The 20,673-nt window shown below is 66.2% G+C and carries 19 protein-coding genes and 1 tRNA gene; 15 read left to right on the forward strand and 5 right to left on the reverse strand.

The genetic code is table 11. From position 1 onward, the window contains the following. Positions 1-291: 291 nt before the first annotated feature. From ccoG to ccoS, 4 genes are read left to right on the forward strand one after another with little or no spacing between them, the layout of a single operon-like run. Positions 292-1,713 (forward strand): cytochrome c oxidase accessory protein CcoG, encoded by a 1,422-nt coding sequence (gene ccoG / locus QQK63_RS00485; RefSeq protein ID WP_377135695.1) that lies wholly within the window; start codon positions 292-294, stop codon positions 1,711-1,713. After that, positions 1,710-2,195 (forward strand): FixH family protein, encoded by a 486-nt coding sequence (locus QQK63_RS00490; protein ID WP_277827956.1) that lies wholly within the window; start codon positions 1,710-1,712, stop codon positions 2,193-2,195. Before ccoG ends, QQK63_RS00490 begins: the two co-directional genes overlap by 4 nt. A 9-nt stretch (positions 2,196-2,204) precedes the next feature. Further along, the gene (locus QQK63_RS00495; RefSeq protein WP_277827954.1) at positions 2,205-4,388 is read left to right on the forward strand and encodes a heavy metal translocating P-type ATPase; all 2,184 of its coding nucleotides are present in this window, start codon (positions 2,205-2,207) and stop codon (positions 4,386-4,388) included. Positions 4,389-4,395: 7 nt separating this feature from the next. Next, positions 4,396-4,554, forward strand: a complete 159-nt coding sequence (ccoS, locus tag QQK63_RS00500; RefSeq protein WP_277827952.1) for a cbb3-type cytochrome oxidase assembly protein CcoS — start codon at positions 4,396-4,398, stop codon at positions 4,552-4,554. A gap of 41 nt (positions 4,555-4,595) precedes the next feature. Here ccoS and QQK63_RS00505 read toward each other — a convergent pair whose 3' ends face one another. Continuing rightward, positions 4,596-5,468 carry a DMT family transporter gene (locus tag QQK63_RS00505; protein WP_277827950.1) on the reverse strand — a complete coding sequence of 291 codons (873 nt, stop codon included), beginning with the start codon at positions 5,466-5,468 and terminating at the stop codon, positions 4,596-4,598. Further along, a complete protein-coding gene (gene mnmC2 / locus QQK63_RS00510; protein ID WP_277827948.1) occupies positions 5,465-6,145 on the reverse strand; it encodes a tRNA (5-methylaminomethyl-2-thiouridine)(34)-methyltransferase MnmC2 in 681 nt (226 codons plus the stop codon). The genes QQK63_RS00505 and mnmC2 overlap by 4 nt, the downstream gene beginning before the upstream one ends. Before the next feature lie 66 nt (positions 6,146-6,211). Between mnmC2 and QQK63_RS00515 the strand changes: the two genes are divergently transcribed. After that, positions 6,212-7,246, forward strand: a complete 1,035-nt coding sequence (locus QQK63_RS00515; RefSeq protein ID WP_277827946.1) for an NAD(P)/FAD-dependent oxidoreductase — start codon at positions 6,212-6,214, stop codon at positions 7,244-7,246. Positions 7,247-7,346: 100 nt separating this feature from the next. On the opposite strand, the gene QQK63_RS00520 is transcribed toward QQK63_RS00515, so the two are convergent. After that, positions 7,347-7,886, reverse strand: coding sequence for an NADPH-dependent FMN reductase (locus tag QQK63_RS00520; protein WP_277827944.1), 540 nt, complete (start codon positions 7,884-7,886; stop codon positions 7,347-7,349). A gap of 55 nt (positions 7,887-7,941) precedes the next feature. Here QQK63_RS00520 and QQK63_RS00525 point away from each other — a divergent pair, with 55 nt between their 5' ends. After that, positions 7,942-9,564, forward strand: a complete 1,623-nt coding sequence (locus QQK63_RS00525) for a thiamine pyrophosphate-binding protein (protein ID WP_277827942.1) — start codon at positions 7,942-7,944, stop codon at positions 9,562-9,564. Positions 9,565-9,634: 70 nt separating this feature from the next. Here QQK63_RS00525 and QQK63_RS00530 read toward each other — a convergent pair whose 3' ends face one another. Beyond that, positions 9,635-10,999, reverse strand: coding sequence for a mechanosensitive ion channel family protein (locus QQK63_RS00530; protein WP_277827940.1), 1,365 nt, complete (start codon positions 10,997-10,999; stop codon positions 9,635-9,637). A 246-nt stretch (positions 11,000-11,245) separates the two neighbouring features. Between QQK63_RS00530 and leuC the strand changes: the two genes are divergently transcribed. After that, positions 11,246-12,649 (forward strand): 3-isopropylmalate dehydratase large subunit, encoded by a 1,404-nt coding sequence (gene leuC, locus QQK63_RS00535; RefSeq protein ID WP_277827938.1) that lies wholly within the window; start codon positions 11,246-11,248, stop codon positions 12,647-12,649. A gap of 36 nt (positions 12,650-12,685) precedes the next feature. Here the strand turns inward: leuC and QQK63_RS00540 are convergent, their stop codons facing one another. Beyond that, positions 12,686-13,987, reverse strand: a complete 1,302-nt coding sequence (locus tag QQK63_RS00540; protein WP_277827936.1) for an MFS transporter — start codon at positions 13,985-13,987, stop codon at positions 12,686-12,688. A gap of 58 nt (positions 13,988-14,045) precedes the next feature. Between QQK63_RS00540 and leuD the strand changes: the two genes are divergently transcribed. The 8 genes from leuD to QQK63_RS00580 all read left to right on the forward strand — a co-directional run bounded on the left by leuD (position 14,046) and on the right by QQK63_RS00580 (position 20,650). Then, the gene (gene leuD / locus QQK63_RS00545; RefSeq protein WP_277827934.1) at positions 14,046-14,651 is read left to right on the forward strand and encodes a 3-isopropylmalate dehydratase small subunit; all 606 of its coding nucleotides are present in this window, start codon (positions 14,046-14,048) and stop codon (positions 14,649-14,651) included. A 233-nt stretch (positions 14,652-14,884) separates the two neighbouring features. Further along, entirely contained in the window at positions 14,885-15,730 is an 846-nt protein-coding gene (locus tag QQK63_RS00550; RefSeq protein ID WP_277827932.1) for a hypothetical protein, read from the forward strand. 101 nt (positions 15,731-15,831) lie between these two features. After that, on the forward strand, positions 15,832-16,764 hold the full coding sequence (locus QQK63_RS00555) for an endonuclease/exonuclease/phosphatase family protein (protein WP_348540424.1): 933 nt from the start codon (positions 15,832-15,834) through the stop codon (positions 16,762-16,764). 72 nt (positions 16,765-16,836) lie between these two features. Then, positions 16,837-17,940 (forward strand): 3-isopropylmalate dehydrogenase, encoded by a 1,104-nt coding sequence (gene leuB / locus QQK63_RS00560; RefSeq protein WP_277827930.1) that lies wholly within the window; start codon positions 16,837-16,839, stop codon positions 17,938-17,940. Position 17,941: 1 nt separating this feature from the next. Continuing rightward, positions 17,942-18,685 (forward strand): SDR family NAD(P)-dependent oxidoreductase, encoded by a 744-nt coding sequence (locus tag QQK63_RS00565; protein WP_277828176.1) that lies wholly within the window; start codon positions 17,942-17,944, stop codon positions 18,683-18,685. 51 nt (positions 18,686-18,736) lie between these two features. Beyond that, positions 18,737-19,702, forward strand: coding sequence for a DMT family transporter (locus QQK63_RS00570; protein ID WP_277827928.1), 966 nt, complete (start codon positions 18,737-18,739; stop codon positions 19,700-19,702). A gap of 68 nt (positions 19,703-19,770) precedes the next feature. Beyond that, a tRNA-Pro gene (locus tag QQK63_RS00575) sits at positions 19,771-19,847 on the forward strand. 98 nt (positions 19,848-19,945) lie between these two features. Beyond that, positions 19,946-20,650 (forward strand): ribonuclease activity regulator RraA, encoded by a 705-nt coding sequence (locus QQK63_RS00580; RefSeq protein WP_277827926.1) that lies wholly within the window; start codon positions 19,946-19,948, stop codon positions 20,648-20,650. Positions 20,651-20,673: the final 23 nt, after the last annotated feature.

A 20,673-nucleotide genomic window follows, 5' to 3' on the forward strand; every position in this document is an offset into this window, starting at 1 on the left:
GGCACAAGAATTCCGTCGACCCCTCCCGGTCGGCGGAACGGCACCGGTCCCGGTCCTGTTCGCGCGTTTCCTACGGGACCGGTGCCACAAAATCAGACCGCCCCGCCGCCCTAGAAAGGGCGCGCGGGGCGGACCTGTTCCGGAAGGGCGCCAGTCTGGCGTGGCGCAGTTGGTTGACGTTGCAAAATGCCCTGACGCGTGACGGTTTGATCCACGTCAAGGTTCGCGCGCCGCGCCTGCCCTAAGCCTGAGCTTGCGCAGGACCACCACGAATTCGGGAGCCATAGTCTTATGAGTGCCACTGAAGAGCCGCAAAAGCTCTATGCTGCGCGTGAGCCCGTCTTTCCCAAGCGCGTCTACGGCCGGTTTCGCAACCTGAAGTGGCTGATCATGCTGGTGACGCTGGGCATCTATTACATCACGCCCTGGATTCGCTGGGACCGCGGGTCGGAACTGCCTGATCAGGCTGTACTGCTAGACCTTGCGAACCGGCGATTCTTTTTCTTCTGGATCGAGATCTGGCCGCATGAATTCTATTTCGTGGCCGGTCTTTTGATCATGGCTGGTCTGGGCCTGTTCCTGTTCACCTCGGCGCTGGGGCGCGTGTGGTGCGGCTATTCCTGCCCGCAGACCGTGTGGACCGATCTGTTCTTCACCGTCGAACGCTGGATCGAGGGGGACCGCAACGCGCGGCTGAGGCTGTGGAACGCCAAGTGGGATTTCCACAAATGGCGGCTGCGTCTGACCAAATGGGTGGTCTGGCTGGTGATCGCGGTGGCGACGGGTGGGGCTTGGGTGTTCTATTTCGCCGATGCGCCGACGCTGATGGGCCAGCTTGTCACCGGGCAGGCGGCCTCTGTCGCCTACATCACCATCGCCATCCTGACCGCCACGACCTTCGTCTTTGGCGGGTTCATGCGTGAGCAGGTCTGCATCTACATGTGCCCTTGGCCCCGCATTCAGGCCGCGATGATGGATGAGGATACGATCACGGTCGCCTATCGCGACTGGCGGGGCGAGCCGCGCGGCAAGGGCAAGGACCGCGAGAACCTGGGCGATTGCATCGATTGCTATGCTTGCGTGAATGTCTGTCCGGTGGGCATCGACATCCGCGATGGCCAGCAACTGGAATGCATCACCTGCGCGCTCTGCATCGACGCCTGCGACGACATCATGGCCAAGGTCGGCAAGCCGCGTGGGTTGATCGATTACATGGCCCTGACCGACGAGGCGAACGAGCGCGCCGGCAATCCCAAGAAATCCGTTTGGAAGCATATCTTCCGCCTGCGGACGATCATTTACACGGTTCTGTGGTCGGCCATCGGCATCGGCCTGACAGTCCTGTTGTTCGTGCGCTCGGATATCGACGTGACCGTCGCGCCCGTGCGCAACCCGCAATTCGTCGTGTTGTCGGACGGGTCGATCCGCAACACCTATGACGTGCGCATCCGCAACATGACCCATGACGAAAGCGCCTTTGCGATCACGCTGGTGTCGGACCAGCCTTTGCAGGTGGAGCTTGAGGGGCAGACGGGCAACACGGTCGACGTGCCCCTGAACAGCACGCATCTGCAACGGGTCTACATCATCGCACCTGCGAGCAGCGAAGCCGCCCAAAGCGAAAGGACCGACCTGAGGCTCTGGGTCGAAGACCTAAGCACTCAGACCCGCGCCTATCGCGACACGACATTCTTCGGGAGGGAAGAGCGATGACACTGGAAACCGCCGGGCAGGATACGGGCCGCAAGCTGACAGGCTGGCATGTTCTGGCCATGTTCGTGGGGGGCTTCGGCCTCATCATCGGGGTCAACCTGTTCATGGCCTATAGTGCCGTGTCGACCTTTCCGGGAATGGAGGTGGACAGCAGCTACGCCGACAGCCAGACCTTCGACGACCGCCGCCTTGCCCAAGAGGCGCTGGGCTGGAATGCCAGCGTTGACCTTCCCGGCGATGGCACGCTGGTGCTGCACCTTGTGGATGATGCCGGTGCGCCGGTCGCCCCGGCCGAGCTGACCGCGCTTTTGACGCGGCCGACCAATCGCGAGGAAGACCAGTTGCTGGAGCTGACCCGCATCAACGGTGCCTTTGTCGCGCCTGTGGTTCTTGGCGACGGCCAATGGCGGCTGCGTCTGACCGGTATGGCGCGGGACGGCACGGACTATCGCCACAATATCACCTTCCGCCACTTCGACTGAGGGGCAGCCGTGACCGCCACCTTCGAACATGTCCGCCCCTCGGCCTGTCCGGCCTGCGCCGTCGCCCCCGCGGCCGAGCATCTGGCCGAATTGCCGAAAGAGGCGACGCTGATGCTGTCCTTGCCCGGCATCCATTGCGCGGGCTGCATTTCGGGGGTGGAGCGCGCGCTTTTGGCGGTTCCGGGCGTGCGCGACGCGCGGGTGAACCTGACGCTGCGGCGGGCCGCGGTGACGGCCGGGCCCGAGGTGGAGGCCGAGACGCTGACCGCCGTTCTGGAACGCGCGGGTTATGAGGCGCATGAACTGGACCCCGGCGTGCTGGCCACCACCGCCGCCGACCGCGCGGGCCGCGATCTGCTGATGCGGCTGGCGGTGGCGTTTTTCGCCATGATGAACGTGATGCTTTTGTCGGTCGCCGTCTGGTCGGGGGCCGAGGGCGTGACGCGCGACATGATGCATTGGATCAGTGCGGCCATCGCCATTCCCGCCGTGATCTTTTCCGGGCGGCCATTCTACGTGTCGGCTTGGGGCGCGCTGAGGGCGCGGCGGCTGAACATGGATGTGCCGATCACGCTGGCCATCGCGCTGGCGCTTGTCACCTCGTCCTACGAGACGATCCATTCCGGCGAACACGCCTATTTCGACGCGGCAGTCATGCTGTGTTTCTTCCTTTTGGGCGGTCGATATCTCGACCATCGCACGCGCGCCTCGGCCCGGTCGGCGGCGCAGGAGTTGGCCGCGCTGGAGGTGCCGCGCGCGGTTCGTGTAACGGATGCAGGCGAGGAAACGGTATCGGTTGCAGAACTGGCCGTTGGCGATGTGGTGCGGGTAAGGCCGGGTGGCCGTGTGCCGGTGGATGGCCTTGTTTTGTCGGGACAATCAGAGCTCGACCGTAGCCTGATGACGGGGGAAAGCCTGCCGGTCTTTGCCGGCGAGGGGAGTTTGGTCAGCGCCGGTGAGGTCAATTTGACCGGCCCCCTGACGGTCGAGGTGCGGGCCGCGGGCCGCGATACGGCGCTGCACCGGATCGCCGATCTGGTCGCGGTCGCGGAATCGGGGCGCGCGAATTACCATTCGCTCGCCGATCAAGCGGCCAAGCTTTATGCGCCTTTCGTGCATATCCTGTCGGTGGCTGCGGCCGTGGGTTGGTGGCTTTACACGCAGGATGTGCGGATCGCGCTGAATATCGCGGCCGCCGTTTTGATCATCACCTGCCCCTGCGCTTTGGGTCTGGCCGTGCCGGCCGTGACCACCGCCGCGTCGGGGCGGTTGTTCCGCAAGGGATTGCTGATCAAGGACGGTACCGCGCTGGAGCGTCTGGCCGAGGCGGATACGGTCGTGTTCGACAAGACCGGGACGCTGACCCATGGTCTGCCCACGCCGCTCGATGCCGACGCCCTGCCGCCGGAGGCCGCGCAGGTGGCGCTGGCGCTGGCAGAGGGATCGGCGCATCCCTTGGCCACAAGTCTTGCCAAAGCCTTAAGATCCGCGGGCATTTCTTGTGCAGAGGTTAACGGGCTGCGCGAGGTTCCGGGTCATGGGGTCGAGGGTCTGTGGCGCGGTCAGGTGGTGCGGCTGGGTCGCGCGACATGGCTGGGCGCCGAGGCGCCCGAGGAGACCGCGACCTTCCTCAAGATCGGGGAGACTGCGGCGCTGACCCTGCGGTTCGCCGACACGCTGCGCGAGGGCGCGGCCGAAGTCGTCGAGGCGTTGCAGCGGCAGGGCAAGCGGGTGATCCTGATCTCGGGCGACACGCGGGGCGCGGTCGCGCGCTTTGCCCAGGCCATCGGTATCGAGGAGGTCATCGCCGAGGCGCTGCCGCAAGAAAAGGTGGCGCTGGTCGCGGAACTGTCGGGGCAGGGGGCCAAGGTCTTGATGGTGGGGGACGGTTTGAACGACACGGCGGCGCTTGCGGCGGCGCATGTGTCGATCTCGCCTGCCTCTGCGCTCGATGCGGCGCGCAGTGCGTCGGACATGGTGTTGATGGGCCGCAGCCTTGCGCCGATCGCGGATGCGGTGCGCACCTCGGTATCGGCGCGGGCGCGGATCCGGGAGAATTTCACCATCGCCACGGTCTACAACGTGCTGGCCGTGCCTTTGGCGGTTGCGGGCCTGTGTTCGCCGCTGATCGCGGCCTTGGCGATGTCGCTGTCGTCGATTACGGTTTCGCTCAACGCGCTCAGGCTGAAGTGAGGCCGCGATGGATATCCTCGGACTTCTGATCCCGGTCAGCCTGTTTCTGGGCGCGGTGGGGCTTGCCGCCTTTTGGTGGATGCTGCGCAAAGGGCAGTTCGAGGACCCCGATGGCGACGCGCATCGCATCTTGCGCGATGATTACGACGACAAGCCGAAGTCGTGAGGGATGGGTAGCGGCGGGCCGTGGTGGGCAGATTGCCCACCCTACGTTTTCTCTTTGGCGCGGGTGCGCAGGAGGGTGAAGATCCCTGCTGACACGACCAGAGCGGCCCCGATGGCCACGTTCCATTCCAGCGTTTCGCCAAAGGCCGTGATCCCGAGCGTCGCGGCAAAGACCAGTTGCAGGTAGGCGAAGGGCTGCACCGCGCTGGCCTCGGCCACGTCATAGGTCTTGATCAAAAGCCAATGCCCGAGCGCGCCGGTGACGCACAACAGCGCCATCCACGCCCAATCGGGCGCGGTCATCGGTTCCCAGAACCAGATGCCCACCGCCGTCATCACCACGCAACCCACCGTGCCGGTATAGAAAAAGCTTGTCGCCGCTGAATCCTTGCGCGCGGCATAGCGCGTCATCAGCCCGTAGAGCGCGAACATGAGGGCGGCGGCCAAGGGCACCAACGCCTCGACCTGAAAGACCCGGAAACCGGGTTGCAAGATGATGAGCACGCCGACGAACCCGACCCCGATGGCCGTCCAGCGCCGCCAGCCGACCTGTTCGCCCAGGATCGGGCCGGACAGCGCCGCGATCAGAAGCGGGTAGGAGGTGAAGACCGCATGGCTTTCCACCAGCCCCAAAAGCACGAAGCCCAGCACCATCACGCAGACCTCGACCGCGAGAAGCACGCCGCGAAAGATCTGCACGCCCGGCTGGCTGGTCGCGGCGGCGGCGCGCAAGCCGCCCGCCTTGCGCGCGGCGATGGCCATGACGAAGGCGGCGAAGAACCAGTAGCGGATCATCACCACCATCAGCACGTTGTATTCGCCCGCCAGATGCCGGCTGATGCCGTCTTGCATGGCGAAGACGAAGGTGGTGGCCACCATCAGCCAGATGCCGAGTTTCGTGTTCTGCGCGCTCACGCAAGCTGCCCTTTCGTCATGTGCCGTTTGCGCCCGAAGCCCGGGACGCGGGTGACAGCAAAGCCCGCCTCGGTCAGTGCGGCGCGCACATGGCCCGCCGCCGAATACGTCGCAGCCGTGCCGCCCGGCAAGGTATGATCGGCAACCGCGCGAAGGAGCGGGGGTTCCCAAAGCTCGGGGTTGCGGGCGGGGGCGAAGCCGTCGAGGAACCACGCGTCGGCACGGCCGTCCCACGCCGGGACGGTCTGGCGCGCATCGCCCGGAATGATCCGCAAGGACAGGCGCGGCGTGTCGATCCGCCCGTCGGTATCGAGCGCGTGTGCGATGGCATCCGACAGGGGGACGGCCTCGGGGAAAGCGGCAAGGGCTGCGCGCGCATCCGCGCCCGACAGGGGAAAGGCCTCGAAACTGGTGAAGGTCAGGGGGCCGTCGATACCCGCCTCATCCCAGGCCAGGGCCGCTGCGACAAGGTTGAGCCCGGTGCCGAAGCCAAGTTCCGCGATATGGAAACCGGGGCGGAAGCGCGCGGGAAGATCATTGCCCGCAAGGAACACGTGCCGCGTTTCTTCCAGCCCGTTTTCCAGCGAATAGAACGGATCGTCAAAAGCGCGCGACACCGGCACGCGCAGCCCCGCGCCGGTGTCGCGCCAATCGATATCGTGCTGTGGCTGGTCCATGCCCTGCGGCTCGTCTAAATCCTGCCCGGAACGCGGGGACACTGGGGCAAGGCAGGGGGAATGGCAATGGCCGACATCAGGGTCTTTGGCGCGGGCATTTTCGGCCTGTCCATCGCATGGGAGGCCGTGCGGCGCGGTGCCATTGTCGAGGTCGTGGACCCGTTCGGGATCGGGGCCGGATCCTCGGGCGGGGTGGTGGGAGCACTGGCCCCGCATGTGCCGGAAAACTGGAATTCCAAGAAGCAGGTGCAGTTCGACGCGCTCGACACGGCGGCGGAGTTCTGGGCCGAGGTTGCGACGGTCGGCGGCGGCGATCCGGGCTATGGGCGGACGGGCCGGCTTCAGCCCATCGCGGATGAGGCGGCGCTGGCGCTGGCCCGGTCGCGGGCCGAGACGGCGCGGAGGTTATGGCAAGGGCGATATCGTTGGGATGTGGTCGCGGCGGCGGAGTTTCCGGGGCTGCTCGACAGCCCCACGGGCTGGCTGATCCATGACACCCTCAGCGCCCGAATGCATCCGCGACGGGCCTGCGCGGCGCTGGCAGATGCGATCCTTGCGCGCGGCGGCCGGATCGGGGGCGCGGCGACAGACCGCCCGATGATCGAGGTGCGGGCCACCGGGGCGGCGGGTCTGGTTGCGCTGTCGCAGGCCTTGGGCCGGAATGTGGGGACGGGCGTCAAGGGTCAGGCGGCGGTGTTTCGTGCCGATCTGGGCGAGGCGCCGCAGCTGTTTGCCGAGGCGTTGCATATCGTGCCCCATTCCGACGGGACGGTGGCCATCGGCTCCACCTCGGAACGCGATTACGACGATCCGGCCGCCACGGACGGGCAGCTTGACGCGCTGATCGAGACGGCGCGCCGGGTCGGCCCCGCGCTGCGCGAGGCGCCTGTGATCGAACGCTGGGCGGGCCTTCGCCCCCGCGCCCGGTCGCGCGCGCCGATGCTGGGGGAGGATCCGTTGCAACCCGGGGCCTATATCGCCAATGGCGGGTTCAAGATCGGGTTCGGCATGGCGCCCATGGTGGCGCGGATGATGGCCGACCTGATCCTCGAGGGGCGCGACACGATCCCGGCGGAGTTCCGCCCCGAGGCCAGCCTTTAGACCCTGTCGCGTTCAGGCGCATTCACGCGCCATTCTCTAACCTTTTGATTTGGCATGTTCGAGACGCGCAAAACCGGCCCCCACTTTTGCGCAACATGCGCTAGCGGCTTGCCGCCTTGCGCAGATCGCCCATCAACTCGGTCAGGAGCTTGACCGGCATTTCGTTCTTGAGCCGCCCTGTATCGTCGAATTCCTTGTCCGGGGCGGCGATGAACACCTCGGGCCCCGGCAGGACATGGGCGCGGAAGGGCAGCATTGCGTGCCGCATCGTCATCTGGCTGCGTTCACCGCCCGCGCGTCCCGCAGCCGCCGAGACGATCGCCACGGGCTTGTCGCGCCAGACGCCGCCCGGCACGCGGCTGACCCAATCGAGCGCGTTCTTGAGCACACCCGACAGCGCCTTGTTGTATTCGGGGCCGACGATCACCACGGCATCGGCCGATTTGATCTGATCGGCCAAGGCCTGCACCTCGAGCGGGATCCCCTGCGCCTCGAGATCGCCATCGTAAAGCGGCAGGCGCAGGTTGCCGTCGAGGAATTCGGCGGGGTCGAAGATCCGCGCAGCCTCGAGCATCAGTTTGCGGTTCCATGACGCCGCGCGCAGCGATCCGCAGATCCCAAGTAGCCTCAAGCTGGACATTTCCCACACCCTCCGATCAAAACGAACCCCGAGGCACTTAAAGCGGGAGAGCGACATGTCCAAGCGCCACGGGGGAAAAATCCTGGCCGATCAACTGGCGATCAACGGCGTGCGGCGTGTTTTCTCGGTGCCGGGGGAAAGCTTTCTCGCGGCGCTCGACGGGCTTTACGACCATGACATCCAGAACATCGTCTGCCGTCAGGAAGGTGGCGCGGCGATGATGGCCGAGGCGCATGGCAAGCTGACCGGCGAGCCCGGTGTTTTGTTCGTCACGCGCGGGCCGGGGGCGACGAATGCCTCCTCGGGGCTGCATGTGGCGATGCAGGACCAAACGCCGATGGTGGTGTTCGTGGGCCAGATCGCGCTGACCGACCGCGACCGGGGTGCTTTTCAGGAGGTGGATTACCGCCGTTTCTTCAGCCCGCTGGTGAAATGGGCGGCCGAGGTGGAAACCACCGCGCGCCTGCCGGAATACATCGCCCGCGCTTTCCATGTGGCCCGCTCTGGCCGGCCCGGACCGGTGGTGCTGGCCCTGCCCGAAGATGTGCTGTCCGCAGAGGCGGATGTGCCAGACCTCGGGCCTGCGCAGCGGCCAGAGCAGCCGGTCGATCCGGCGACGGCGCGCGGGTTTCTCGACCGGCTTTTGGCGCATGAGCGGCCCATGGTGGTCGCAGGTGGGCCGGGCTGGAGCGCAGAGGCGCAGGCCGATCTGGAGGCGTTGGCCGAGGCCACCGGCCTGCCTGTCGCCGTCACCTTCCGGCGGCAGGATTACATGGATAACGGGCATCCGAATTACATCGGCGATCTGGGCGTGGGGATGAACCCACGGCTCGGCCAGAGGCTGCGCGACGCCGATGCGCTCCTGATCCTCGGCGCGCGGATGGGCGAGACGGCCACGAATGGCTACACGCTGATCGACCCGGCGCAACCGGGCAAGACGATCTTGCATGTCCATCCCGACCCCGATGAAATCGGCACGGTCTATCAGCCGACCGCCAGCCTTGCCGGGCCCGCGCCCGCCGTTCTGGCAGCCCTTCGCGGCACGAACGGCCGGGTCAAGGATGCGGCTTGGACCGCGCAGGCCCGCGCCGATTACGAGGCTTGGCAGGTGCCGCAGGACACGCCCGGCGCGGTCAAGATGGAACAGGTCGTGCGCCTGATCTCGGACCGTTACGAGGGGCGCGCGCTTTATACCAATGGCGCGGGGAATTACGCGGCCTTCGTCCACCGCTACGCCCGCTATCGCGGCTACAAGACGCAAGTGGCGCCCACCTCCGGCTCCATGGGCTATGGATTGCCCGCAGCCATCGCCGCCAAGCTCCAACATCCCGACCGCCCCGTGATCTGCTTCGCGGGCGACGGCTGCTTGCAGATGACTTTGCAGGAACTGTCCACCGCGCGCCAGTTCGGCGCGGATATCACCGTCATCATCGCCAACAACGGGCGCTACGGCACGATCCGGATGCACCAGGAAAACCACTATCCGGGTCGGGTGTCGGGGACGGAATTGTTCAACCCGGATTATGTCCAACTGGCGCAATCCTATGGCGGAACCGGCCATCTGGTGACCGAGATGGACCAACTCGCCCCCGCGCTCGATGCCGCCGACCGGGGCGGTCTGCACCTGATCGAGCTGCGCCTCGACCCCACGATGCTCTCGACCACAAGGTCGCTCTGAGCCTGCCTTCATCTTGGCCCAAAAAGTCCGGGGGAGGCCCGGAACGGGACGGGGGCAGAGCCCCCCGCGCTCAATCCGGGGCGGTGGCCTTGACGGTCGATCCCTCCAGGATCTTCACCTCGCGTTGCGGGAAGGGGATCGAAATGCCGTGTTCCTTGAACGCATCCCAAAGCGCCAGATAGACATTGCCCCGGATGTTCGTCAGCCCGCCGGTCGGATCGGTGATCCAGAACCGCAGGATGTAATCCACGCTCGAATCCCCGAAGCCGACGATGTGGCAGACCGGGGGGCGATCCTTGAGCACGCGGGGCACGCCCGCCGCCGCGTCGATCGCGACGCGGCGCACGAGATGGGGGTCGTCGGAATAGGCGGTGCCGAAATAGATGTCGAGCCGCACGAACTGGTCCGAGTGCGACCAGTTCACCACCTGCCCGGTGATCAGGTCCTCGTTCGGGATCAGGTATTCCTTGCCGTCGCGCGTGACCACGCTGGCGTAGCGCGCGCCCAGCGTGTTGATCCAGCCGAAGGTATCGCCCAGGCTGATCACGTCGCCGGGCTTGATCGACTTGTCGAGCAGGATGATGACACCGGACACGAGGTTCGACACCACCTTCTGCAGACCAAAGCCCAAGCCCACGCCGATCGCCCCCGACAGGACGGCCAGCCCGGTGAGGTCCACGCCGACCGCGCGCAGCCCGATGATGACGGCCGCACCATACAGCAGCACCTGCGAGAGCTTGACCACGAGCACCTGCATCGAGGGCGAGATATCCTCGTTGCGCTGGATCCGCGTGGCGGTCGTGCGTGACAGGAAACGGGCCAGTATCACGAGAACGGTCAGCAGCACCGCCGCCTGCACCAGCAAAAGCAGCGACAGACGCGTGCCGCCCAGCGTGAAGCCGATGGAGGCCAGAAGGTCGGTCGCGTCCTCGCGCAGGTTCAGGATCGTGACCGTCACATAGGCCCAGGCGCCATAGCGCGCGAAGGTGCGGATCAGAGGTGACGAGATCAGCCGCGTTGCGAAGACCACGAACAGCCAGGCGCTGGCCAGTTCGGTGACGATCCCGATCAGGTAGGATCGGCTGGGCCACGTCACCTCGCGCATGATGAGAAACGTCAGCCATGCCAGCGCGACGAAGAAGATGCCCATCAGTCGTTTGTGGATGACCACCAGCAGCCGCATCCGCCAGGTCGGCCAGCCGTCGCGCGATGCCATCCATCTGCGGATGCGATTGCCGAAGGTGGCCCGCAAAAGCCATGCAGCCAAAAGCAGCGCGAGGATGATCGCGACCTGGTAGGCGTTCCATGGCCTGAGCAACGTGGCGAGGAAGGTCTCGCCCCGCAGGTACAGATTGCCGGCTATGTCGGCGAGGATTTCGCCGGGGGGCGCGAAGGCCTCCGTCGGCGGGGCGCCGGGTGTCGGATCGGGCTCCATCGTCGTCCTTTCACCAATCGTGACCGAAAGCCTATCGGTTCCTGCCCGGCCTGCAACCCGAACCCTTGGATTCCCGGAATTGCCGATGTATCTGCCACGTCATGAAGAGCGGGCTTTTCGACATTGCGGATCGGGCGCGTCTGCCCTGGCGCTTTTTCGGCGCGCGCCGGTCGCGGCTGGGCGGGCTATGATGCCCTGCCGCCCTGCCTGACCCTCTGACATTCCCGCGACCAAGGACCCGAAACCATGACCGGCAAGACGCTCTACGACAAGATCTGGGACGCCCATCTCGTCCACGAAGCCGAGGATGGCACCTCGCTTTTGTATATCGACCGCCACCTTGTCCACGAAGTCACCAGCCCGCAGGCCTTCGAAGGGCTGCGCATGACCGGCCGCAAGGTGCGCGCGCCCGAAAAGACCATCGCCGTGCCCGACCATAACGTGCCGACGACCCAAGGTCGCGAAAACCCCGACCAGATGCCCGAGGAAAGCCGCATCCAGGTGGCGGCCCTCGACAAGAACGCGCTCGATTTCGGCATTCATTACTATCCCGTTACCGATATCCGTCAGGGCATCGTGCATATCGTCGGCCCCGAACAGGGCTGGACGTTGCCGGGCATGACGGTGGTCTGCGGCGATAGCCACACGGCGACGCACGGCGCCTTTGGCGCGCTGGCGCATGGGATCGGCACCTCCGAGGTCGAGCATGTTCTGGCGACCCAGACGCTGATCCAGAAGAAATCGAAGAATATGAAGGTCGAGATCACCGGCAAGCTTGCGCCGGGCGTGACCGCCAAGGACATCACGCTGTCCGTCATCGGCCATACCGGCACGGCGGGCGGCACGGGTTATGTCATCGAATATTGCGGCGAGGCGATCCGCGATCTGTCGATGGAAGGCCGGATGACCGTCTGCAACATGGCGATCGAGGGCGGCGCGCGCGCGGGCCTGATCGCGCCCGATGAAAAAACCTTTGCCTATGTACAGGGTCGCCCCCATGCGCCGAAGGGCGCGCAGTGGGAGGCGGCGCTCGCGTGGTGGAAGACGCTTTATTCCGACGATGACGCCCATTGGGACAAGGTCGTGACGATCCGGGGCGAGGATATCGCGCCGGTCGTGACCTGGGGCACCTCGCCCGAGGATGTGCTGCCGATCACGGCCGCCGTTCCCGCGCCCGAGGATTTCAAGGGCGGCAAGGTCGATGCGGCGAAACGCAGCCTCGATTACATGGGGCTGACGCCCGGCATGGCGCTGAAGGATATCGAGATCGACACGGTGTTCATCGGCTCTTGCACCAACGGGCGGATCGAGGATCTGCGCGCCGCGGCCGAGATCCTGAAGGGCAAGAAGATCGCGGTGAAACGCGCGATGGTCGTGCCCGGTTCGGGTCTTGTGCGGGCGCAGGCCGAAGAAGAGGGTTTGGCCGACATCTTCCGCGAGGCGGGGTTCGAATGGCGGCTTGCGGGCTGTTCCATGTGCCTTGCCATGAACCCCGACCAGTTGCAGCCGGGCGAGCGGTGCGCCGCCACGTCGAACCGCAATTTCGAAGGGCGGCAGGGTCGCGGCGGGCGCACCCATCTGATGAGCCCTGCCATGGCGGCGGCGGCGGCCGTCACCGGGCGGCTGACGGATGTGCGCGACTTGATGTGAGACCAGCCGGGCGTCCCAAGGGGCGCCCGCAGTCTTTCAGGGCGCGCGCAGGATGCGGCGCATCACCGCGAGCATGGCCAGCGACAGGCCAAGGCACCAGATCGCCATGACGCCCGCCTGGTCCGGCACCGGGATGCCTGCGTCGATGATCACCCCGCCCATGCCCGGCCCGAGCGCCGTCGAGACCACCAGAACGGCGCTTGCCACGGCACGGACCGAACCGATGTGATCCGTGCCATAGGTCGCGGGCAGAAGCGTGCCCCAGATCGTGTTGGCGATGCCCTGTGTCACGCCGATCAGGCCGATGGCCACGATCCATGCGAGCGGGCTGTCGCCCATGCCGATCATCGCGATGCCGAGCCCCATGGGCAGGGCCGCAAGGGGCAGGAGCCGCGCCGGGCCGAAGCGGTCGGCGACCCAACCGGCGGCAAAGGCGGCGGCGACCTCGGACAATGCCCATGCCGGATAGGCGGGAGCCATGGCGACCAGCGACCATCCCTTGACCTCGGCGACATGGACCTGATGGAAAAAGACGACCGTCCCGATATAGCCGGGCGTCAGCATCAGCGGCACGAGCGCCCAAAACAGCCAGTGGCGCAGTGCGTCGCGTCTTTGCCAATGCCGCCCGCCAAGGCCGGGTGCGCCGGGAATGCCGCCGGTCGCGCCCTGCGGCGTGCGGTCTTGCCGCAAGAGCCAGACGAGCAGCGGCAAGATCACCACAAGAAGGATCGCCGCCACCACGATCCATCCGCCGCGCCAGCCGATCCAGCCCATCACCAGCACGGCGGGCAGGGGCAACAGGATCTGGCCCGTGGTATAGCCCAGATTGGCGATGGCCATGGCGCGGCCCCGCGTGGCGACGAACCAGCGCGCCATCGCGGTCTGTTGCATGTGGCTGAACATGCCCTGACCGCAAAAGCGCAAGAGGAACACCGCGACCCCGAGCAGCCAGATCGTTTGTCCAAAAGCCATCAGGAGCGCCGCCCCGGCAAAGACCATGGCAAGGATGGGGGCGAGGCGCGAGAGCGGCACGGTGTCGGCCCATCCGCCGCGCCCGAAAAGGAGCGCCGCCGAGGCCAGCGTCGCGGCGGTGTAGAGCAGGCCCCATTGCCCGTCGGACAACCCGTATTCCGCCCGGATCTCGCCCGCGAAGAGCGCGATGAACCATGTGTGTCCAAGGCAGGCCCCAAGTGCGAGCAGCACACCGGTGGACAGCCAGCGCCTGTTCTCGGCGAGGAAGCGGACCATGGCTGCGGGCTCCGGGATCGAGGGGTGTTCGCGCAAGTCGTAGGCCTGCCCCCGGCGCTTGACCAGAGTGCGCGTAAGACCCTCGGGCACCTTGCCGCCCGCCCCCCGAGCGGCTAAAGCGGCAACGGCCCGACCGAGGAGAGGCGAAATGGAAAAATTCACCAAGCTGAGCGGCATCGCCGCGCCCATGCCGCTGGTCAATATCGACACGGACATGATCATCCCCAAGCAGTTCCTGAAGACGATTCAGCGGTCTGGTCTGGGCAAGAACCTGTTCGACGAGATGCGCTATACCCAAGACGGTCAGGAAATCCCCGATTTCGTGCTGAACAAGCCGCAATACCGCAATGCGCAGATCATCGTCGCGGGTGACAATTTCGGCTGCGGGTCGAGCCGCGAGCATGCCCCTTGGGCGCTCCTCGATTTCGGCATCCGCTGCGTGATCTCGACCAGTTTCGCCGACATCTTCTTCAACAATTGCTTCAAGAACGGCATTCTGCCCATCGTCTTGCCGCAAGAGGACGTGGACAAGCTGATGGATGACGCGCAGCGTGGCGCAAATGCGGTCATCACCGTCGATCTGGAAAACCAGACGATCACCGGGCCCGATGGCGGCTCGATTTCCTTCGAGGTGGATCCGTTCCGCAAGCATTGCCTGCTCAACGGTCTGGACGATATCGGCCTGACGCTGGAGAAGGCGGCAGCGATCGACACCTTCGAAACGCAGGCCGCACAAAGCCGTCCCTGGGTCTGATCCGACCGCCGGAGACCGGCTGCGGCGATGCCGCCGGTCTGCCTCGGTGATGCAAAGCGCACACACCCGCCCCGCGAATGGGGCGGAAATGTGTCTTAATCACGTTCAAAATCTTGCGACTTCAGCCGGGTTTGGGCACCTTCCCCCTCACAAGAATGCTTTGTCTGCGAGGCTTTACCGCGGATGGGGCGAAAATGGCGGGGAAAAGCCCTGCCGCTGTTGAGGTAGTGTTCGTGCTGACGAGGGTCTTGGGTGCTTTGCTCCGGGCGTTGCTCGTGGTGGTGGTCGTGTCGACCCCATCACTGCTTGTACCCGGCACGACCGAGGAAGCCGCGCAAGTCGTGATGCTGATCGCGCTGGCCTTTGGCGCCTTCACCGCGCTGGAATACGGCTCGACCTTTCCCGCCCTTGTGGAATTTCGCGACGCGCCGCCGTTCAACCGGGTGCGGGTGCTGTCCCTTTTCGTCATGCTGATCGTCCTGAGCCTTGTGGCGCGGGGCGCGCAAGGCGTCGGGGACACAAGCCTCGTTCTGGTTCTGACCGCGCTGGGCATGGTGCCGGGACAGCTGATGGATTTCGCATGGAGCCCGCTGGCGGTGGTGCTTGCACAGGTGCCGCAAGAGGGCGCGGCCCTGTCCGGGGGACAGATCACCGCGATGGCCGGTCTGGCCTTTCTGGTGATGTTGGGCGGGCTGGCGGTCTTTTGGGGGCTTTTGCGGCTGCGGCACTGGCCGAACCGGGGCCAGCCGTTCAACGTCTGGGTCAACCTGCCGACCTTCGATCCCACGATGGGCGGCGACGTGGTGGCGCGGCTCAACCGGGATGCGCGCGTTAATATTTTGTTAGGGCTTGCGGCGACATTCATTCTGCCGGTGGCGGGTCTGAAGGTTGCGGGGCATTTCGACCTGCTGATCCTGACCTCGCCGCAGGTGATGGTCTGGGGGATTGCCCTGTGGATGTTCCTGCCGCTGAGCATGGTGATGCGCGGCCTTGCCATGTTGCGCGTCGCGGAGATGATCCGCGAAAGGCGGGCGCGGTTGGTGGCCGGCGTCTTGTCGGACGCGCCGCAACCGGCCTGATCCTCGCCGCCGCTCTGGGTCTGCTGGCCCTGCCTGCCGGGGCCGACACCTTGCGGATCGCCAGTTTTCACACGCAATTGACGCGGGATGGTCCGGGCCTGTTGCTGCGCGACATCACGCGCGGCGGCGATGCGCAGATCGCCGCAAGCGTCGCGGTGATCGTCGCGGCCGGGGCCGATGTCATCGTCTTGCAGGAGGTGGATTTCGACGCGGAGGGTGCGGCGCTGGCGGCGTTGAGCCGCGATCTGGAAGCGGCGGGCCTGTCCTATCCGCATCGTCTGGCGCTGCGGCCCAACACCGGGTGGCCCACGGGTGTCGATATCGATGGGGACGGGCGCAGTTGGCGGGCGCGGGATGGGCATGGCTATGGCCATTTCAACGGCCAAGGCGGGATGGCGGTGCTGTCGCGCTATCCGATCGGCGCGGTGCGGGATTTCTCGGGAATGGTGTGGGCCGACCTACCCGGCAGCGCCGCGCCCGCTGTCCTGCCCGAGGCGGCGCTGCCGGTTCTGCGGCTGGCCAGCGTTGCCGCATGGGATGTGGCGGTGGAGGTGCCGGGCGGGCCGCTACACCTGTTGGCGCTTCATGCCACGCCGCCGGTGTTTGACGGGCCGGAGGATCGCAACGGCTGGCGCAACGCCGATGAATTGCGGTTTTGGGCCATGTATCTGGATGGCTGGTCGCCCGCCGGTCTGCCCTTTGCCGCCCGCGATTTCGCGGTGATCGGCACGCTCAACGTCGATCCCGAGCGGGGCGAAGGGCGGCCCGAGGGATTGCGCGCCCTGCTCGATCATCCGCGCCTGCAGGACGTGGTACCGCGCCGCCCCGGTGGCGGGACCGAGACCGCCGATTGGCCCGAGCCCGTGCCGGGAGATCTGCGGGTCGATTACATCCTGCCGGCCACCGGGTTGGCGGTGACGGGGGCAGGCGTCCTGTGGCCCGAGGGAGAGGAGGGGGCGCTGTCCGCCTCGGTCGCGGCGCTGGCGTCGGATCACCGGCTGGTCTGGATCGATGTTGACTGGCCCCGCGATTGAGCGGGCTTGCTTGACGCCCCGTCACGGCTTGGCTAGGCGAGGCTGACCAATCCAGCCAAGGGACCAATGACCATGACCGACCGCTCTCTCCTGATCCTTCCCGGCGACGGGATCGGCCCCGAAGTGATGGCCGAGGTGCGGAAGGTCATCGACTGGTTCGGAACGCGGGGCATTTCCTTCGACGTGTCCGAAGACCTGGTGGGCGGCTGCGCCTATGACGCGCATGGCACGCCCCTGACCGATGCCACCATGGCAAAGGCGCAGGAGGTGGACGCCGTTCTGCTGGGCGCCGTGGGCGGGCCGAAATACGACAAGCTCGATTTCAGCGTGAAGCCCGAGCGCGGCCTGCTGCGTTTGCGCAAGGAGATGGACCTTTACGCCAACCTGCGCCCGGCACAGTGTTTCGACGCGCTGGCCGATTTCTCGTCGCTCAAAAAGGACGTGGTGGCGGGCCTCGACATCATGATCATCCGCGAATTGACGAGCGGCGTCTATTTCGGGGAACCGCGCGGGATCATCCGCGAAGGCAACGAGCGGGTCGGCATCAACACCCAGCGCTACACCGAAAGCGAGATCGCCCGCGTGGCGCGGTCGGCGTTCGAAATGGCGCGGCGGCGGAACAACAAGGTCTGTTCCATGGAAAAGGCCAATGTGATGGAATCGGGCGTGCTGTGGCGCGACGTGGTGCAGGAAATCCACGATGCCGAATACCCCGATGTCGAGCTGTCGCACATGTATGCAGATGCAGGCGCGATGCAGCTGACCCGCTGGCCCAAGCAGTTCGACGTGATCGTGACCGACAACCTGTTCGGTGACCTGCTGTCCGATCTGGCCGCGATGCTGACCGGATCGCTGGGCATGTTGCCCTCGGCCAGCCTTGGCGCGCCGATGGCCAATGGCCGGCCCAAGGCGCTGTATGAGCCGGTGCATGGCTCTGCCCCTGATATCGCGGGACAGGGCAAGGCCAACCCCATCGCCTGCATCCTGAGTTTCGCGATGGCGCTGCGCTATTCCTTCGATCTGGGCGCGGAGGCCGAGCGGCTGGAGCATGCCGTGAACGCCGTTCTGGCCGATGGCGTGCGCACTGCCGACCTGATGGGCCCCGAGGGCGGCACGCCGGTGTCGACCGCCGCGATGGGCGATGCCATCGTGGCCAAGCTCGCCGCGAGTGTCTGAGATGCGGACCGCGCTGGTCACCGGGGCGGCGCGGGGCATCGGACTGGCGACCGCGCGCCTGTTCCTTGAAGAAGGTTGGCGCGTGGTCATGGTGGACCGCGACGCGGAGGCGCTGGGCGAGGCCGCGGAAGGTCTGGACAACGCGGTCGCCGTGGTCGCCGATGTATCCGTCGGGCAGGACGTGGCCCGGCTGGTGCAGGAGGTGGCGGGGCCCGAGGGGCTGGCCGCGCTGGTGAACAACGCGGGCATCGCCGACTTCGGACCGATCGAGGACACCGGATTCGACCGCTGGCGCGCGGTGATGGACGTGAACCTCGATGGCGTGTTCCGCATGACGCAGGCCTTGACGCCCGCGCTCAAGACGGCACGGGGGGCGGTGGTCAACATCGCCTCCATCTCGGGGCTCCGGGCCTCGACGCTTCGGGTGGCCTATGGCACGTCCAAGGCCGCCGTGATCCACCTGACCAAGCAGCAGGCCGTCGAACTGGGCGAATACGGCATCCGGGCCAATTGCGTCTGCCCCGGGCCGGTGCGGACCAAGCTGGCGATGGCGGTACATACGCAAGACATCATCGACGCCTATCACGATGCGATCCCGCTGAACCGCTACGGGTCGGAGCGCGAGATCGCCGAGGCGATCGTGTTCCTGTGTTCGGATCGCGCCAGCTACATCACCGGGCAAAGCCTTGCGGTGGATGGCGGGTTCGAGGCTGCGGGCGTGGGTCTTCCGGCGCTGCGCCGCTGATCGCCTTTTGCCCCGTTTGACCTTCCGGCGCGTGCGAGGCAAGGTCGCGACATGACCGAAGGCAGTTCCATTCTCCGCGGCGCGCTTCTCGCGCTTTTGGCGTTCGGCGTCTACGCGACGCATGACGTGATCATCAAGGCGTTGGGGGGCAGCTATTCGCCGGTGCAGATCGTGTTTTTCAGCGTGCTGTTCGGCTTTCCGCTGGTCACGATCATCCTTGCCCGCGACACGTCCGAGGCGAATCTGGTGCCGAAATACCCGGTCTGGGCGCTGTTGCGGACGCTGGCCGTGGTGGTGACCGGGCTGACGGCCTTTTACGCCTTCACGGTGCTGCCTCTGGCGCAGACCTATGCGATCTTGTTCGCCGCACCGCTTCTGATCACGATCTTCGCCATCCCGATGCTGGGCGAAAAGGTGGGCATCCGACGGGGCCTTGCCGTGCTGGTCGGGCTGGTCGGGGTGATGGTGGTGCTGCGTCCGGGGTCGGAACCGCTGACGCTGGGCCATGCGGCGGCGCTCTTGTCGGCCTTCACCGGTGCCTTTGCCGCCGTGGTGATGCGCAAGGTCGGGCGGGAGGAGCGGACCGTGGTCCTGATCCTGTATCCGATGCTGGGGAATTTCGCGATCATGGGCGCGGCCTTACCCTTCGTCTACGAACCCATGCCGCTTATCGACATGGTGGGGCTGGCCGTGATCGCGGTGCTGTCGCTGATCGGGATGCACTTCCTGATCCTCGCCTATCGCGCGGCCCCCGCCGTGATCGTCGCGCCGATGCAATATTCCCAGATCCTCTGGGCCACGGCCTATGGCGTGATCCTGTTCGACGAGAACGTCGACCTGAACACCGCCATCGGGGCGGGCATCATCATCGCCTCGGGCGTCTACATCGTGCTGCGCGAGGCACGACTGGGCGTGTCGCTGACGACGCCCGTGTTGCGCACCCGGTCGCGGTTGGGAACGCCGGTGGCACCGCGCGTGTCCACCATGATGCGCGACGCGCCCGATCCGGCGGAATAGGGCCCGGCGCGCTGCGCCTTATGCCTCTTGCATTGGGGAGGCGGCGGCGCTATCCCGCGCGGCACGGTCGGAGTGTAGCGCAGCCTGGTAGCGCACCTGCTTCGGGAGCAGGGGGTCGGAGGTTCGAATCCTCTCACTCCGACCAGATCACCCACATGCGCGCAGCGCCTTAGGGCGGGATGCGGCCCCTGCATGGCAGGGTCCGGACGGGATGCGCGCGCCTGTCATCGCAGAGGAGGCGACATGACGCTTGACCCCAAGATCATCGAGACGCTCAAGGGCGTATCGACCGCAACGCTGACCACGATCCTGCTCAAGAAAGGGTTGCGCAATGTCTGGCTGCGCGGGTCGCAACCGATCCGGTCCGGTCAGCCGCGGCTGGTGGGGCGTGCCTTTACCCTGCGTTTCGTGCCCGCGCGCGAGGATCTGGCGACGCCCGCAAGCTGGGGCGCGCCGATTTCCACCCGCGCCGCGATCGAGGCGATGCCCGAGGGCTGCATCGCGGTGGCCGATGCGATGGGCGTGACGGATGCGGGCATTTTCGGTGACATCTTGTGTAACCGCATGATGCAGAAGGGCGTCACCGCGCTGATCACCGATGGCGTGGTGCGCGATGCGGCGGGGGTTTTGTCGACGGGCCTGCCGGTCTGGTGCCGGGGCGTGGCCGCGCCGCCCTCGGTCGCGGGGCTGACCTTTGTCGGTTGGCAGGAGCCCATCGCCTGCGGCGGTGTCGCGGTCTACCCCGATGACGTGATCGTGGTCGATGATGATGGCGCGGTGTTGATCCCTGCGGCCCTGCTGGACGAGGTGGTGGCCGAGGCCCCCGAACAGGAGCGGATGGAAGGCTGGATCATGACCGAGGTGGATCGCGGCGTGCCGCTGCCGGGACTTTACCCGATGAACGAAGAGACCAAGGCGCGTTACCAGGCGTGGAAAGACGCGCAATAATCGCTTTGCCGCCTCCGGCATTC

This window comes from Roseicyclus marinus (genome assembly GCF_030163795.1).
In the GTDB taxonomy this organism is placed as follows: domain Bacteria; phylum Pseudomonadota; class Alphaproteobacteria; order Rhodobacterales; family Rhodobacteraceae; genus Roseicyclus; species Roseicyclus marinus.